Source organism: Tepidimonas fonticaldi, from assembly GCF_007556755.1.
Lineage (GTDB): Bacteria > Pseudomonadota > Gammaproteobacteria > Burkholderiales > Burkholderiaceae_C > Tepidimonas > Tepidimonas fonticaldi.
Window position 1 is genome coordinate 18,195 of sequence record NZ_VJOO01000020.1, and the last position, 13,991, is coordinate 32,185.

Annotated in this window: 23 protein-coding genes and 1 tRNA gene; 3 read left to right on the plus strand and 21 right to left on the minus strand. The window is 67.2% G+C overall.

Annotated features, from left to right (window positions below; translation table 11 throughout):
* Nucleotides 1-26 precede the first annotated feature (26 nt).
* Nucleotides 27-536, plus strand: coding sequence for a low molecular weight protein-tyrosine-phosphatase (locus Tfont_RS10120; RefSeq protein ID WP_143969330.1), 510 nt, complete (start codon nt 27-29; stop codon nt 534-536).
* 4 nt (nt 537-540) lie between these two features.
* Nucleotides 541-1,764, plus strand: coding sequence for a CaiB/BaiF CoA transferase family protein (locus tag Tfont_RS10125; RefSeq protein ID WP_143969331.1), 1,224 nt, complete (start codon nt 541-543; stop codon nt 1,762-1,764).
* 40 nt (nt 1,765-1,804) lie between these two features.
* Here the strand turns inward: Tfont_RS10125 and Tfont_RS10130 are convergent.
* The 19 genes from Tfont_RS10130 to rplN all read right to left on the minus strand — a co-directional run bounded on the left by Tfont_RS10130 (nt 1,805) and on the right by rplN (nt 10,969).
* A tRNA-Met gene (locus Tfont_RS10130) sits at nt 1,805-1,881 on the minus strand.
* Between the two features lie 24 nt (nt 1,882-1,905).
* A complete protein-coding gene (rplQ, locus tag Tfont_RS10135; protein WP_068608199.1) occupies nt 1,906-2,307 on the minus strand; it encodes a 50S ribosomal protein L17 in 402 nt (133 codons plus the stop codon).
* Between the two features lie 78 nt (nt 2,308-2,385).
* A complete protein-coding gene (locus Tfont_RS10140; RefSeq protein ID WP_068608197.1) occupies nt 2,386-3,372 on the minus strand; it encodes a DNA-directed RNA polymerase subunit alpha in 987 nt (328 codons plus the stop codon).
* Nucleotides 3,373-3,483: 111 nt separating this feature from the next.
* On the minus strand, nt 3,484-4,107 hold the full coding sequence (rpsD, locus tag Tfont_RS10145) for a 30S ribosomal protein S4 (RefSeq protein WP_143969332.1): 624 nt from the start codon (nt 4,105-4,107) through the stop codon (nt 3,484-3,486).
* 255 nt (nt 4,108-4,362) lie between these two features.
* A complete protein-coding gene (gene rpsK / locus Tfont_RS10150; protein ID WP_043700250.1) occupies nt 4,363-4,767 on the minus strand; it encodes a 30S ribosomal protein S11 in 405 nt (134 codons plus the stop codon).
* A 21-nt stretch (nt 4,768-4,788) separates the two neighbouring features.
* Nucleotides 4,789-5,154, minus strand: coding sequence for a 30S ribosomal protein S13 (gene rpsM, locus Tfont_RS10155; protein ID WP_068608194.1), 366 nt, complete (start codon nt 5,152-5,154; stop codon nt 4,789-4,791).
* An 18-nt stretch (nt 5,155-5,172) separates the two neighbouring features.
* Nucleotides 5,173-5,286, minus strand: coding sequence for a 50S ribosomal protein L36 (gene rpmJ, locus Tfont_RS10160; RefSeq protein WP_072242940.1), 114 nt, complete (start codon nt 5,284-5,286; stop codon nt 5,173-5,175).
* Between the two features lie 30 nt (nt 5,287-5,316).
* Nucleotides 5,317-5,535: a translation initiation factor IF-1 gene (gene infA, locus Tfont_RS10165; protein WP_043700245.1), complete on the minus strand. Its 219-nt coding sequence runs from the start codon at nt 5,533-5,535 to the stop codon at nt 5,317-5,319.
* A 4-nt stretch (nt 5,536-5,539) separates the two neighbouring features.
* Nucleotides 5,540-6,856 (minus strand): preprotein translocase subunit SecY, encoded by a 1,317-nt coding sequence (secY, locus tag Tfont_RS10170; protein WP_068608192.1) that lies wholly within the window; start codon nt 6,854-6,856, stop codon nt 5,540-5,542.
* Between the two features lie 29 nt (nt 6,857-6,885).
* Complete coding sequence (gene rplO, locus Tfont_RS10175; protein ID WP_068608190.1) at nt 6,886-7,317, minus strand: 50S ribosomal protein L15; 432 nt, start codon at nt 7,315-7,317, stop codon at nt 6,886-6,888.
* A 13-nt stretch (nt 7,318-7,330) separates the two neighbouring features.
* A complete protein-coding gene (rpmD, locus tag Tfont_RS10180; RefSeq protein WP_068608188.1) occupies nt 7,331-7,513 on the minus strand; it encodes a 50S ribosomal protein L30 in 183 nt (60 codons plus the stop codon).
* Nucleotides 7,514-7,526: 13 nt separating this feature from the next.
* Nucleotides 7,527-8,045, minus strand: coding sequence for a 30S ribosomal protein S5 (gene rpsE / locus Tfont_RS10185; protein WP_068608186.1), 519 nt, complete (start codon nt 8,043-8,045; stop codon nt 7,527-7,529).
* 17 nt (nt 8,046-8,062) lie between these two features.
* Nucleotides 8,063-8,428 carry a 50S ribosomal protein L18 gene (gene rplR / locus Tfont_RS10190; protein WP_068608184.1) on the minus strand — a complete coding sequence of 122 codons (366 nt, stop codon included), beginning with the start codon at nt 8,426-8,428 and terminating at the stop codon, nt 8,063-8,065.
* A gap of 11 nt (nt 8,429-8,439) precedes the next feature.
* Complete coding sequence (rplF, locus tag Tfont_RS10195) at nt 8,440-8,973, minus strand: 50S ribosomal protein L6 (RefSeq protein ID WP_068608182.1); 534 nt, start codon at nt 8,971-8,973, stop codon at nt 8,440-8,442.
* Nucleotides 8,974-8,998: 25 nt separating this feature from the next.
* Nucleotides 8,999-9,394, minus strand: coding sequence for a 30S ribosomal protein S8 (rpsH, locus tag Tfont_RS10200; RefSeq protein WP_068608180.1), 396 nt, complete (start codon nt 9,392-9,394; stop codon nt 8,999-9,001).
* 20 nt (nt 9,395-9,414) lie between these two features.
* Complete coding sequence (gene rpsN / locus Tfont_RS10205) at nt 9,415-9,720, minus strand: 30S ribosomal protein S14 (RefSeq protein ID WP_068608178.1); 306 nt, start codon at nt 9,718-9,720, stop codon at nt 9,415-9,417.
* A gap of 8 nt (nt 9,721-9,728) precedes the next feature.
* On the minus strand, nt 9,729-10,268 hold the full coding sequence (gene rplE, locus Tfont_RS10210) for a 50S ribosomal protein L5 (protein ID WP_058615883.1): 540 nt from the start codon (nt 10,266-10,268) through the stop codon (nt 9,729-9,731).
* A 2-nt stretch (nt 10,269-10,270) separates the two neighbouring features.
* Nucleotides 10,271-10,591 (minus strand): 50S ribosomal protein L24, encoded by a 321-nt coding sequence (gene rplX / locus Tfont_RS10215; protein WP_068608176.1) that lies wholly within the window; start codon nt 10,589-10,591, stop codon nt 10,271-10,273.
* A 9-nt stretch (nt 10,592-10,600) separates the two neighbouring features.
* The gene (gene rplN / locus Tfont_RS10220; RefSeq protein ID WP_043700216.1) at nt 10,601-10,969 is read right to left on the minus strand and encodes a 50S ribosomal protein L14; all 369 of its coding nucleotides are present in this window, start codon (nt 10,967-10,969) and stop codon (nt 10,601-10,603) included.
* 239 nt (nt 10,970-11,208) lie between these two features.
* On the opposite strand from rplN, the gene proC reads away from it, so the two are divergent.
* On the plus strand, nt 11,209-12,075 hold the full coding sequence (proC, locus tag Tfont_RS10225; RefSeq protein WP_068608174.1) for a pyrroline-5-carboxylate reductase: 867 nt from the start codon (nt 11,209-11,211) through the stop codon (nt 12,073-12,075).
* A gap of 21 nt (nt 12,076-12,096) precedes the next feature.
* Here proC and ubiA read toward each other — a convergent pair whose 3' ends face one another.
* Together ubiA and Tfont_RS10235 are read right to left on the minus strand one after the other, a co-directional pair.
* The gene (gene ubiA / locus Tfont_RS10230) at nt 12,097-12,996 is read right to left on the minus strand and encodes a 4-hydroxybenzoate octaprenyltransferase (RefSeq protein WP_260682355.1); all 900 of its coding nucleotides are present in this window, start codon (nt 12,994-12,996) and stop codon (nt 12,097-12,099) included.
* Nucleotides 12,978-13,946 carry a hydrogen peroxide-inducible genes activator gene (locus Tfont_RS10235; RefSeq protein WP_143969333.1) on the minus strand — a complete coding sequence of 323 codons (969 nt, stop codon included), beginning with the start codon at nt 13,944-13,946 and terminating at the stop codon, nt 12,978-12,980. The genes ubiA and Tfont_RS10235 overlap by 19 nt, the downstream gene beginning before the upstream one ends.
* Nucleotides 13,947-13,991 lie beyond the last annotated feature (45 nt).

The window sequence follows — 13,991 nt, forward strand, 5'->3', positions numbered from 1 at the left end:
CGGGCCCGATCCGGCACAATCGCCGCATGGATGCCGCGTACGAATACCGGGTCGTCTTTTTTTGCATGGGCAACATCTGCCGCAGCCCAACGGCGCACGGCGTGTTTCGCCACCGGCTGCAGGCCCGCGGCTTGCACCATCGTGTGGCGGTGGCGTCGGCCGGAACGCACGCCTACCACGTCGGCCAAGCGCCCGACGCCCGCAGCCAGCACCACGCCCGGCTGCGCGGATACGATCTGGCCGATCTGCGCGCGCGGCAACTGGCCGCCGCCGATTTCGAGCACGCCGACCTGCTGCTGGCCATGGACTGGGACAACCTCGCCCTGGCCGAGGCCCTGTGCCCACCCCCACACCGACGCAAGCTGCGGCGACTGACGGAGTTTTGCCGCCGCCACGACAGCCCCGTGGTCCCGGACCCGTACTATGGCGGCGCCGACGGTTTCGAGCATGTGCTCGATCTGGTGGAAGACGCCTGCGACGGCCTGCTCGACCACATCGAACGCGTGCTCGCCGCCCGTGTCGAGGCGCGCCACTGATGCCATGAACACCCACCCCTCCCCAACCCAAGCGCGCGCGGGCGGGCCGCTCGCCGGCATCCGCGTGCTGGAACTCGGTCAACTCATCGCCGGGCCCTTTGCGGCCAAGACGCTCGCCGATTTTGGCGCCGACGTCATCAAGATCGAGCCCCCCGATGGCGGCGATCCGCTGCGCAAATGGCGCCTGCTGCGCGACGGCACCTCGGTCTGGTGGGAGGTGCAGTCGCGCAACAAACGCTCCGTGCGCGCCGACCTGCGCAGCGCGGACGGGCAGTCGCTGGTGCGGCGCCTGGCCGCCGAAGCGGACGTGTTGATCGAAAACTTCAAGCCCGGCACGCTGGAAGGCTGGGGCCTGGGCTGGGACGCCTTGCACGCGCTCAACCCGCGGCTGGTCATGCTGCGCCTGTCGGGCTATGGTCAAACCGGCCCCTATGCGCACAAGCCGGGCTTTGGCATTCTGGGCGAGGCCATGGGCGGCCTGCGCTATCTGACCGGCGAGCCGGGCCGGGTGCCGGTGCGCACCGGCGTGTCGATCGGCGACTCGATCGCGGCGCTGCACGGCGTCATCGGCGTGTTGCTGGCGCTCTACCACCGCGACGCCCGCGGCGGCCAGGGTCAGATGGTCGACGTCGCGCTGTACGAGAGCGTGTTCAATCTGATGGAGAGCCTGCTGCCCGAGTACGACGCCTTTGGCGTGGTGCGCGAGCGCGCCGGCAGCGCCCTGCCCGGCATCGCCCCCTCCAACGCCTACCGCTGCCGCCCCGGCGCGGACGGGCAGGACAGCTATGTGCTGATCGGCGGCAACGGCGACGGGATTTTCCGCCGCCTGATGCGCGCCATCGGCCGCGACGACCTGGCGCAGGACCCCGACCTCGCCCACAACGACGGCCGGGCCCGGCGCGCGGCGGAACTCGACGCCGCCATCGAAGCCTGGACCCGCGACCGCAGCGTGGACGAGGTCATCGCCGCGCTGGACGCCGCAGACGTGCCGGTGGGCAAGATCTACACCGCCGCCGACATCGCCACCGATCCGCAGTACCACGCGCGCGGCATGGTGCTGCCATCCACCGACCGCGAGGGCCGTCCGCTGAAGGTGCCCGGTATCGTCCCCAAGCTGAGCGACACCCCGGGGGCGTTGCGCCATCCGGCCCCGCGGCTGGGCGAACACGATGCCGAGGTGATCCCCGCGACGGGCTGGCCGCGCCCCCGCAGCGCCCAAGCCGAATAACAAAAAACCCGTTGGCGTTGGGCCAACGGGTTTGAATGTTTGGTTGCGCGGGATGGATTTGAACCATCGACCTTTGGGTTATGAGCCCAACGAGCTACCAGACTGCTCCACCGCGCGTCAGAAGCCAGAATTATAGCACGATTATTCGGCTTTGTCGCCAGCCGCCGCAGCGTCGGCCGCCGGCTCGGCGCGATCGACCAGTTCCATGTAGGCCATCGGCGCATTGTCGCCAACGCGGAAGCCCATCTTCAGGATGCGCGTGTAGCCGCCCGGGCGGTTCTGGAAGCGCGGGCCCAGCTCGTTGAACAGCTTGACCACCGTGTCGCGGTCGCGCAGGCGGTCGAAGGCCAGACGGCGGTTGGCCAGCGTCGGGGTCTTGGCCAGCGTGATCAGCGGCTCGACGACGCGGCGCAGTTCCTTGGCCTTGGGCAGCGTGGTCTTGATGGCCTCGTGCTTGAGCAGCGAGTTGGCCATGTTGCGCAGCATCGCCTGGCGGTGCGAGCTGGTGCGGTTGAGTTTGCGCAGTCCGTGTCCGTGACGCATGGTAGGTTCCTTTCTGTCTTGTCACCGGCGGCCGGATCAGGTACCGCCGGGGGTCACTGGGTTGAGGGAAAACCCGGGTCAGTGCTTTTCCAGACCCGCCGGCGGCCAGTTGTCGAGCTTCATGCCCAGCGTCAGGCCGCGCGAAGCCAGCACTTCCTTGATCTCGTTGAGCGACTTGCGACCCAGGTTGGGGGTCTTGAGCAGCTCGTTTTCGGTGCGCTGGATCAGATCACCGATGTAGTAGATGTTCTCGGCCTTGAGGCAGTTGGCCGAACGCACGGTCAGCTCCAGCTCGTCGACCGGACGCAGCAGGATCGGATCGAACGCCGGAGCGCCGGCCTTGGCACCGGCACCGGCTTCGAACGCCGCGCCGCCCTCGAGCTGCGCGAACACCGACAGTTGCTCGACCAGGATCTTGGCCGCGGCGCGCACCGCCTCCTCCGGGCCGATGGCGCCGTTGGTCTCGATGTCCAGCACCAGCTTGTCCAGATCGGTGCGCTGCTCGACGCGGGCGTTTTCCACCGCGTAGCTGACACGCTTGATCGGCGAGAACGAGGCGTCCAGCACGATGCGGCCGATGCTGTTGCGGTGGTCGTCGCCCTTGCGCAGGTTGCCCGGCACATAGCCGCGGCCCTTCTCGACCTTGATCTGCATGTCCAGCTTGGCGCCGGGCGCGAGCGTGGCGATCGGATGCTCGGGGTTGAGGATCTCGACGTCGTGCGGCGTCTGGATGTCGCCGGCCGTGACCACGCCCTCGCCTTCCTTGCGCAGGCTCAGCGTCACCTCGTCGCGGTTGTGCAGCTTGAACACCACCCCCTTGAGGTTGAGCAGGATGTGCACCACGTCCTCCTGCACCCCGTCGATGGTGGAAAATTCATGCACCACGCCCGCGATCGTGACCTCCGTCGGTGCGTGCCCGACCATCGACGACAGCAGCACCCGCCGCAGCGCGTTGCCCAGCGTGTGGCCATAGCCCCGCTCGAAGGGCTCGAGCGTCACCTCGGCGCGATTGGCCGACAGGCGCTCGACTTGGATGGTCTTGGGTTTGAGCAGGTTATTCAGCATTCGGACTTCCTTCAATACCCTCGGCTCGTTACACCGATAAGGCCGATGGAGCACAAAATCCCGGATCCCGCGGGATGCGGAATCCGGGCTCTAATGGGGCACGCCCGAGGATCAACGCGAGTACAGTTCGACGATCAGCGATTCGTTGATGTCGGCGCCGAATTCGTCGCGGTCCGGCACCTTCTTGAAGACGCCTTCGCACTTGTCGGCCGCCACTTCGACCCAACCCGGGAAACCGATCTGCTTGGCCAGCTCCAGCGCTTCCTTGACGCGGTTCTGGTTGCGGGCCTTCTCGCGCACGGCAACGACATCCCCCGCGCTCACCAAGTAGGACGGGATGTTGACCGTCTGGCCATTGACGCTGATGCCTTTGTGCGAGACGAGCTGGCGGGCTTCGGCGCGGGTGGAGGCAAAGCCCATGCGGTAGACGACGTTGTCCAGACGCGACTCGAGGATGGACAGCAGGTTCTGACCGGTGTTGCCACGGCGGCGGTCGGCCTCGGCAAAGTAGCGGCGGAACTGACGCTCCAGCACGCCGTACATGCGCTTGACCTTTTGCTTCTCGCGCAGCTGCAGACCGAAGTCCGAGGTGCGGGAGCCCGAGGTGCGGCCGTGCTGGCCAGGCTTGGTGTCGAACTTGGCCTTGTCGCTGATGGAGCGGCGCGCGCTCTTCAGGAACAGGTCGGTGCCTTCACGGCGGGAGAGCTTGGCCTTGGGGCCGAGGTAACGTGCCACTGGTGATCCTTTCCGTACTGCCGCAACCCACCCCGACCGGGGCCATTGCGGGAGCCAGCGGGTGGGTGCGACGCCGACGGGGATGTTCGTTCGGTCGCCCGGGTATCGACCCCGGGCCTGTCGTCGCACCAGCCCACGCTGGCGGTGGTCTAAACATCGATGCCACCCGACGAACCGGCGCGGGCGGCGCTCAAAGAAAAGCTTGCTATTGTAGCGCGCTCGACGGCCGCTGTGTCAAGCGGCCAATCGCCCGCATCAGATGCGGCGACGCTTCGGGGGGCGGCAGCCGTTGTGGGGCACCGGCGTGACGTCGGAGATGGACGTGATCTTGATGCCCAGCGCGCCCAGCGCGCGCACCGACGACTCGCGACCCGGGCCGGGGCCCTTGATCTCGACGTCCAGGTTCTTGATGCCCTGCTCCATCGCGGCACGGCCCGCCGCCTCGGAGGCGACCTGCGCGGCAAACGGGGTGGACTTGCGCGAACCCTTGAAGCCCTGACCACCCGCCGACGCCCAGGCCAGCGCATTGCCCTGGCGGTCGGTGATGGTGATGATGGTGTTGTTGAACGACGCGTGCACGTGCGCGATGCCGTCGGCGATGTTCTTGCGAACCTTCTTGCGCACGCGGGCCGCGGCGTTGGCGGAAGGAGACTTGGCCATGACTGTCCTTTATGCGGCGGATTACTTCTTCAGCGGCTGAGCGGCTTTGCGCGGACCCTTGCGCGTGCGCGCATTGGTCTTGGTGCGCTGACCACGCACCGGCAGGCCACGGCGGTGACGGAAACCGCGGTAGCAGCCGATGTCCATCAGGCGCTTGATGTTCATCGTCACCTCACGACGCAGGTCGCCCTCGATCGTGAGCCGACCGACCTGCTCACGCACCTTTTCGAGTTCGGCGTCGGACAGGTCCTTGATCTTCTTCGAATACGGAATCCCGCAGGCGTCGCAGATCAGGCGCGCACGGGTGCGGCCGATGCCATAGATCGCCGTCAGGCCGATCTCGGCGTGCTTGTGCGGCGGGATGTTGATACCAGCGATACGTGCCATGGTGGTCCTCTACTCGAATCAGCCTTGACGCTGCTTGTGTCGCGGGTCGGTGCAAATCACGCGCACGACGCCATGGCGACGGATGATCTTACAGTTGCGGCACATTTTCTTGACGGAAGCCGAAACTCGCATGTTGCTCTCCTAAAAACGAAAATCGGTCGCTCACTTGGCGCGAAACACGATGCGGGCGCGGGTCAGGTCGTACGGTGTGAGCTCGACCTTGACCTTGTCCCCGGGCAGGATGCGGATGTAGTGCATCCGCATCTTGCCGGAGATGTGCCCCAGCACGACATGCCCGTTTTCCAGTTTGACCCGGAAGGTGGCATTGGGGAGGTTTTCGATCACCTCACCCTGCATCTCGATGACGTCGTCCTTCGCCATGTTCTTACGCACCCGTGGCCTTGAACGAGGCCTTCTTCAACAGCGACTCGTACTGCTGCGACATCATGTAGTTCTGCACCTGCGCCCAGAAGTCCATCGTCACCACGACGATGATCAGCAGGGACGTGCCGCCGAAATAGAACGGCACGTTGTACTTCAGGATCAGAAACTCCGGCAGCAGGCACACCAGCGTGATGTAGACGGCGCCGGCCAGCGTCAGCCGCAGCAGAATCTTGTCGATGTAGCGCGCGGTCTGGTCGCCGGGACGGATCCCGGGGATGAACGCGCCGCTCTTCTTCAGGTTGTCGGCCGTCTCGCGGCTGTTGAACACGAGCGCCGTGTAGAAGAAGCAGAAGAACACGATCGCCGTGGCGTAGAACGCCACATAGATCGGCTGTCCCGGCGACAGGGCCGAGGCCAGATCGCGCAACCAGCGGGTGCCGTCGCCCGTGCTCATCCAGCTCACCAGCGTGGTGGGCAGCAGGATGATCGACGAGGCGAAGATCGGCGGAATCACACCGGCCATGTTGAGCTTGAGCGGCAGGTGCGACGACTGGCCGCCGTAGACCTTGTTGCCGACCTGGCGGCGCGCGTAGTTCACCAGAATGCGGCGCTGGCCGCGCTCGATGAAGACCACGCCATAGGTCACCACGATCACCAGCGCGACGATGAAGATCGCCGCCAGGATGCTCATGGCGCCGGTGCGCACCAGCTCCAGCAGGCCGCCGATGGCGTTGGGCAGACCGGCCGCGATACCCGCGAAGATCAGGATCGAAATGCCGTTGCCCAGGCCGCGCTCGGTGATCTGCTCGCCCAGCCACATCAGGAACATCGTGCCCGCCACCAGGCTGACCACCGCGGTAAAGCGGAACGTCAGGCCGGGGTCGATCACCAGACCGGGCGAGCCCTCCAGCGCCAGCGCAATGCCCAGCGCCTGGAAGACCGCCAGCAGCAAGGTGCCGTAGCGCGTGTACTGGGTGATCTTGCGACGACCGGCCTCGCCTTCTTTCTTGAGCTGCTCGAACGTCGGCACGACGTAGGTCATCAGTTGCATGATGATCGACGCCGAGATGTACGGCATGATCCCGAGCGCGAACACCGTGAAGCGCGACAGCGCCCCGCCCGAGAACATGTTGAACAGACTCAGGATGCCGCCCTGCTGACCCTTGAACAGCTGTTCGAGCTGAACGGGGTCGATGCCCGGCACGGGGATGTGCGCCCCGATCCGGTACACCACCAGGGCCAGCAGCAGGAACACCAGCCGGCGACGCAGGTCGCCGAACTTGCCGGTCTTGGCGAGAGTCGTTGCGTTGGTGGCCACGAGCGATCCCGGGTGCGTGGTACGACCGATCAGGCCACCGAGCCGCCCGCCGCCTCGATGGCAGCCTTGGCGCCGGCCGTGGCCGCGACGTTGGTCAGCTTGACGGCGATGCTGAGCTCACCGGTCTTGATGACCTTGACCTTCTTGGCCAGTTGGGGTACGAGCCCGGCCTGCTTCAGGGTGAGCAGGTCGACCTCGGCCTGACCCAGCGCCTGCAGGTCAGCCAGCGTCACTTCGGCGTTGAACTTGAGCGCCTGCGACTTGAAGCCGCGCTTGGGCAGGCGGCGCTGCAGCGGCATCTGACCGCCTTCGAAGCCGACCTTGTGGAAGCCGCCCGAGCGGGACTTCTGGCCTTTGTGGCCGCGGCCCGCCGTCTTGCCCAGACCGGAACCGATGCCACGGCCGACGCGGCGGCGGGGCTTCTTCGAGCCCGCAGCGGGCTTGAGGGTGTTGAGTTCCATCTCGAGACTCCGATCAGAGCACCTGAACCAGGTAGCTCACCTTGTTGATCATGCCGCGCACGGCAGGGGTGTCCTGCAGCTCGCGCACGCTGCCCAGCTTGCGCAGGCCCAGCCCGCGCACCGTGGCGCGGTGGGACTCTTTGCAGCCGATCGGGCTGCGCACGAGCTTGACTTTGACGGTGTTGGGGGTCGTCATGGTGTTCTCCCGATCAGGCCACGAGTTCCTCGACCGACTTGCCGCGCTTGGCGGCGATCTCGGCCGGCGTGGTCGACTTGCGCAGGGCGTCCAGCGTCGCGCGCACCAGGTTGTACGGGTTGGTCGAGCCGTGGCTCTTGGCCACGACGTCGGTGATGCCCATGACCTCGAAGACGGCGCGCATCGGACCGCCGGCGATGATGCCGGTCCCCTTGGGGGCGGGCATCATGATGACGGTGGAGGCGCCGTGGTGGCCCTTGACCTCGTGGTGCAGCGTGCCGCCCTTGAGCGACACCTTGAACATGCTGCGACGCGCCTCGTCCATGGCCTTTTGCACGGACACCGGCACTTCACGCGCCTTGCCCTTGCCCATGCCGATGCGGCCGTCGCCATCGCCCACCACGGTCAGCGCCGCGAAACCCATGATGCGGCCACCCTTGACCACCTTGGTCACGCGGTTGACCGAGATCATCTTCTCGCGCAGGCCGTCGTCGTTGGCCTCGGTCTTCACGTTAGCTTGCATTTTTGCCATTTGCGTCACCCGCTCCGTCAGAATTGCAGGCCGGCTTCACGCGCGGCTTCGGCCAGGGCCTTGACGCGGCCGTGGTATGCGAAGCCCGAGCGGTCGAACGCCACCTTCTCGATGCCGGCCGCCTTGGCCTTCTCGGCAATGCGCTTGCCGATCAGGGCCGCCGCCGCGGTGTTGCCGCCCTTGCCGGCACCGCCGAGCTGGGCACGGACTTCGGGCTCCAGCGTGGAGGCCGACGCCAGCACGCGCGCGCCATCGCCCGAGATGATGTTGGCGTAGATGTGCAGGTTGGTGCGGTGCACCGCCAGGCGCACGGCGCCCTGCTGGGCGATGCGGATGCGGGTCTGCCGCGCGCGACGCAAACGCTGTTCTTTCTTGGTCAACATGTTCGCAGTCCTTACTTCTTCTTGGTCTCTTTGATGACGACCTTCTCATCCGCATACCGGATGCCCTTGCCCTTGTAGGGCTCGGGGGGACGCACCGAACGGACCTCGGCGGCCACCTGGCCCACGCGCTGGCGATCCGCGCCCTTGATCAGGATCTCGGTCGGGCTCGGGGTCTCGGCCTTGACGCCCGCGGGCATCTCAATCTCGACCGCGTGCGAGAACCCGACGTTGAGGTTGAGTTTGGTGCCTTGGGCGGCGGCCTTGTAGCCCACGCCCACCAGCGTCAGCTTGCGCTCGAAGCCCTTGCTGACACCGACGACCATGTTGTTGACGAGCTGGCGCACAGTACCGCTGAGCGCGCTGGCTTCGCGGGTTTCGTCCGCCGGGGCGAACGTCAGCGTGCCGCCGTCCTGGACCACCTGGACCCGGGGATTGAGCGGCAGGCTCAGCGCGCCGAGCGCGCCCTTGACGTTGATGCTGTCCTGGCCAATCGCCACCTCGACGCCTTGCGGGATGGTGATGGCGGCTTTCGCTACACGAGACATTTGCGTTGCTCCTTCCTGCCTCGCATCAGGCGACGTAGCACAACACTTCGCCACCCACGCCGGCGGCGCGCGCCTTGCGGTCGGTCATCACGCCCTTGGGCGTGGTGACGATGGCCACACCCAGACCGTTCATGACCTGGGGGATGGACTTGGCGCCGCGGTAGACGCGCAGGCCCGGGCGGCTGACGCGCTCGATGCGCTCGATGACAGGACGCCCGGCGTAGTACTTCAGGGCGATTTCCAGCTCTTTCTTGCCGTCGGCCTCTTTCACCTGGAAGCCGTCGATGTAACCCTCGTCCTTCAGCACCTGTGCGATGGCGGTCTTCAGCTTGGAAGCCGGCATCGTCACGACGGCCTTGTCCACCATCTGCGCATTGCGGATGCGGGTCAGCATGTCGGCGATCGGATCACTCATGCTCATTTGGGGTTCTCCTTCGCGCCTTACCAGCTGGCCTTGGTCACGCCGGGGATTTCACCGGCAAAGGCCAGCTCGCGAATCTTGGTGCGGGCCAGACCGAATTGCTTGAACGTGCCACGCGGACGACCGGTGATCTCGCAGCGGTTGCGCTGGCGGGTCGGGTTCGCGTTGCGGGGCAGCTTCTGCAGCGCCGCGCGGGCGGCGTCACGCTCCTCGTCGGAACGCTTGGCGTCCTTGGCGATGGCCTTCAACTCGTTGTATTTGTTGGCGAACTTGGCGACCAGTTTGTCGCGCTTGAGTTCACGCTGGAGCAAAGCTTGCTTAGCCACGGACCACCTCAGTTCTTGAACGGGAAACGGAAACCGGCGAGCAGCGCCTTGCACTCGTCGTCGGTCTTGGCCGTCGTCGTGATGCTGATGTTCAGACCACGCACCGCATCGACCTTGTCGTACTCGATTTCCGGAAAGATGATCTGCTCTTTGACGCCGATGTTGTAGTTGCCACGGCCGTCGAACGCGCGCCCCGAAATACCGCGGAAGTCGCGCACGCGCGGCAGCGCGATGGTGACGAAGCGGTCCAGGAATTCGTACATGCGGGCACCGCGCAGCGTGACCATGCAGCCGATCGGCTGGCCTTCGCGGATCTTGAAGCCGGCGATGGCCTTGCGGGCACGGGTCACGACGGGCTTCTGGCCGGCGATCTTGGTCAGGTCGGCGACGGCGTTTTCCAGCACCTTCTTGTCGGCCACGGCCTCACCCACGCCCATGTTGAGCGTGATCTTGGTGATGCGCGGCACCTCCATGACGGACTGGTAGCCGAACTGCGCCTTGAGCGCCGGCGCGATTTTGTCGCGGTAGAGTTGTTGGAAACGTGCCATGGTCATGCCACCTTGATTTCTTCGCCGCTGGACTTGTAGACGCGCACTTTCTTGCCGTCGGCCAGCACCTTGATGCCCACGCGGTCGGCCTTGCCCGTCACCGGGTTGAAGATCGCGACGTTGGACTGGTGGATGGGCATGGTCTTCTCGACGATGCCACCGGGCACGCCCTTGAGCGGATTGGGACGCACGTGCTTCTTGACCACGTTGACCCCTTCGACGACCACGCGCTGCTCATCGGCGCGGCGCAGCACCTTGCCGCGCTTGCCCTTGTCGCGCCCCGTGATGACGATGACTTCGTCGCCTGTACGGATCTTGTTCATGACGGTTCCTCAGAGAACTTCGGGCGCCAGGGACACGATCTTCATGAAACGCTCGGTGCGCAGCTCGCGCGTGACCGGGCCGAAGATGCGGGTGCCGATCGGCTCCAGCTTGTTGTTGAGCAGCACGGCGGCGTTGCCGTCGAACTTGATGAGCGCGCCATCGGGGCGGCGAATGCCCTTGGCCGTGCGCACCACGACCGCGTTGTAGACCTCGCCCTTCTTGACGCGGCCACGCGGCGCGGCTTCCTTGATGCTGACCTTGATGATGTCGCCCACGCTGGCATAGCGGCGCTTAGAGCCGCCGAGCACCTTGATGCACATCACGGACTTGGCACCCGTGTTGTCAGCAACATCGAGTCGAGTTTGCGTTTGGATCATGATGTAGTCCCAACTTGAATCCCTGGGCCACCGCGGCCTAGGCGATCAGTCTTGGGCCCGTCGTCGCAGGCGCCGCTCAGCGACCGGCCGGCTACGCGCCGACACGATCCGCTGCGCTGCCACCGTGCTTCGGTGGGCAGATGGTCTTCACCCAATCAGGCGAAGCCGCATATTGTCGCGGGCTTCGGCGCGCCTGTCAACCCCCCTGTATACCTCCAGATTGGCCGACAATGCGGGGCATGACTTCCGATTCGCCCCTGTCCCTGTCGTCCCCCACCCCGTCGTCGCCCCTGCTCGGTCAGCGCATCGCGTTCATCGGCGGGGGCAACATGGCCAGCGCCCTGATCGGCGCGCTGCTGCAGGCCGGCTGCCGCCCGGCGGACATCGCCGTCGTCGATCCCGGCGAGGCCGCGCGCGAGCGGCTGCGCGAACGCTTCGGCGTGCACACGCTGGCGGGCGCAGACCCGGCGCTGACGGGCTGCCGGCTGGCGGTGTGGGCGGTCAAGCCCCAGACCTTCCGCGAGGCCGCGGCCGCTGCAGCCCCCCACCTGGGCGGTGCGCTGCACCTGAGCGTGGCCGCCGGCATCCGCTGCGCGAGCATGCGGGCGTGGCTGGGCAGCGACCGCATCGTGCGCACCATGCCCAACACACCGGCGCTGGTCGGGCTGGGGATGACCGGGGTGTATGCCCTGCCCGGTGTGACGGCCGAGGACCGGGCGCTGGCCGAGGCGCTGATCGCCGGCACCGGGCGCTGGGTGTGGGTGGCCAACGAGGCGGCGCTGGATGCGGTCACCGCGCTGTCCGGCTCCGGCCCGGCCTACGTGTTTTATTTTCTGGAAGCGATGCGCGAAGCCGGCACCGCCATGGGGTTGCCGGCCGAGGTGGCGCTGGAGCTGGCGGTCGGCACCTTCATCGGGGCCGCCCGGCTGGCCCAGGACGCGGGCGAACCCCCCGAGGTGCTGCGCGAGCGCGTCACGTCCAAGGGAGGCACGACCGCCGCCGCGCTGGCCGCGCTGGAGGCGGCCGGGGTGAAAGACGCCTTCATCGGCGCGATGCACGCGGCGCGCCAGCGCGCGCAAGAACTGGGCGACGCCTTCGGCGCCTGAGGCCGGGCGGATGCCCGCCCGTCACCCCAGCGCCTGCTGCAACACGAGGCCGCCGAACAGGGTGGCCCCCAGCCAGTGGTTGAGGCGGAAAGCGCGAAAACACCCTTCGCGCGTGCGGTCGCGGATCAGCCGCGCGTGCCACAGCACCTGCGCCGCGGCAGCGGCTACGCCGGCGGCGAACCACGGCCCGCCCGCGTGCGGCCACACCAGCGCCGTCCACAGCGCCAGGTGCAGCACGTAGAAGGCCAGCACCGCCGCCACGTCCCAGCGGCCGAGCGTGATCGCCGAGGTCTGGATGCCGATGCGCAGGTCGTCGTCGCGATCGACCATCGCGTACTCGGTGTCGTAGGCCAGCACCCAGAACAGATTGGCCGCGAGCAGCCCCCAGGCCAGCGCCGGTACCTCGCCGCGCACCGCCGCGAACGCCATCGGGATGCCGAAGCTGAACGCCACGCCCAGCACCGCCTGCGGCATGGCGAAAAAGCGCTTGGTGTACGGATAGAACACCGCCACCGCCAGCGCCGCGAACGACCACGCCACCGCCGCGGCGCTGGTGGTCAACACCAGCGCGAAGGCCACCAGCGCCAGCGCCGCGCCGACCGCCAGGGCCTCGCGCGGGCCGACGCGGCCGCTGGTCACCGGCCGCTGCGCGGTGCGCTTGACGTGGCGGTCGAACTCGCGGTCGGCCACGTCGTTGACGCAGCAGCCGGCGCTGCGCATCAGCACGGTGCCCGCGACGAACACCAGCAGCAGGTGCCAGCCGGGCCAGCCGCCGGCGGCCAGCCACAGCGCCGACAGCGTCGGCCACAGCAGCAGCAGCCAGCCGGCCGGGCGGTCCCAGCGGATCAGGTCCAGGTACAGGGCCAGGCGCGTGCGCCAGGCCGGGGGGGGCGAAGCGGGCATCAGGTCAGACGCTTGCATCCGGGCAGCTCACAGGCATAGACGGCATTGCGCAGGGCGGCGATGGCTTCGTAGCGGGTGAAGCTGCGCCGCCACACCAGCACGACGCGCCGCATCGGCGGCTCGCCGGCGAAGGGAATGTAGCGGACATAGGCGCCATCGCCCGGCGCCCCGGCGGCGACCGCCTCGCGCGCGGCCGGATCGAGCGCCCCCTTGGGCACCGACAGCTGCGGCACCAGCGTCACGCCCATGCCCGCGGCCACCATGTGCTTGATCGTCTCCAGCGACGAGCCCTCGAAGCTCTTCTGGATGCCCTCGGCGTTGTCGGAAAAGCGCGCGAACTCCGGGCAGACCTGCAACACATGGTCGCGGAAGCAGTGGCCGTTGCCCAGCAGCAGCATGGTCTCGCGCTTGAGCTCCTCGGCGGTGATGCTCTCGCGCGCGGCCAGCGGGTGGTCGCGCGGCACCACCGCGACGAAGGGCTCGTCGTACAGCGGCGCGACGGCCAGGTTGGTGTCGGGGAAGGGCTCGGCCAGGATGGCCGCATCCAGCTCGCCCAGGCGCAACTGCTCCAGCAGCTTGGCGGTGAAGTTCTCTTGCAGGATCAGCGGCATTTGGCGCGCGCGATCGATGACCTGGCGCACCAGGTCCGGCAGCAGATAGGGCGCGATGGTGTAGATGAGCCCCAGGCGCAGCGGCCCGGCCAGGGGGTCCTTGCCGCGCTTGGCGATTTCCTTGATCGCGGCGGCCTGCTCCAGCACGGTCTGCGCCTGGCGCACGATTTCTTCGCCCAGGGGGGTGACGGTGACTTCGCTCGCGCTGCGCTCGAAGATTTTGACTTCCAGCTCTTCTTCGAGCTTTTTGATGGCCACCGACAAGGTGGGCTGCGAGACGAAGCAGGCCTCGGCCGCCCTGCCGAAGTGGCGCTCGCGCGCCACCGCGACGACGTACTTGAGTTCGGTCAGGGTCATGGGCAGACTCCGTGGCACCGGCGGTCCTGCCGGGGGATCGGCCGG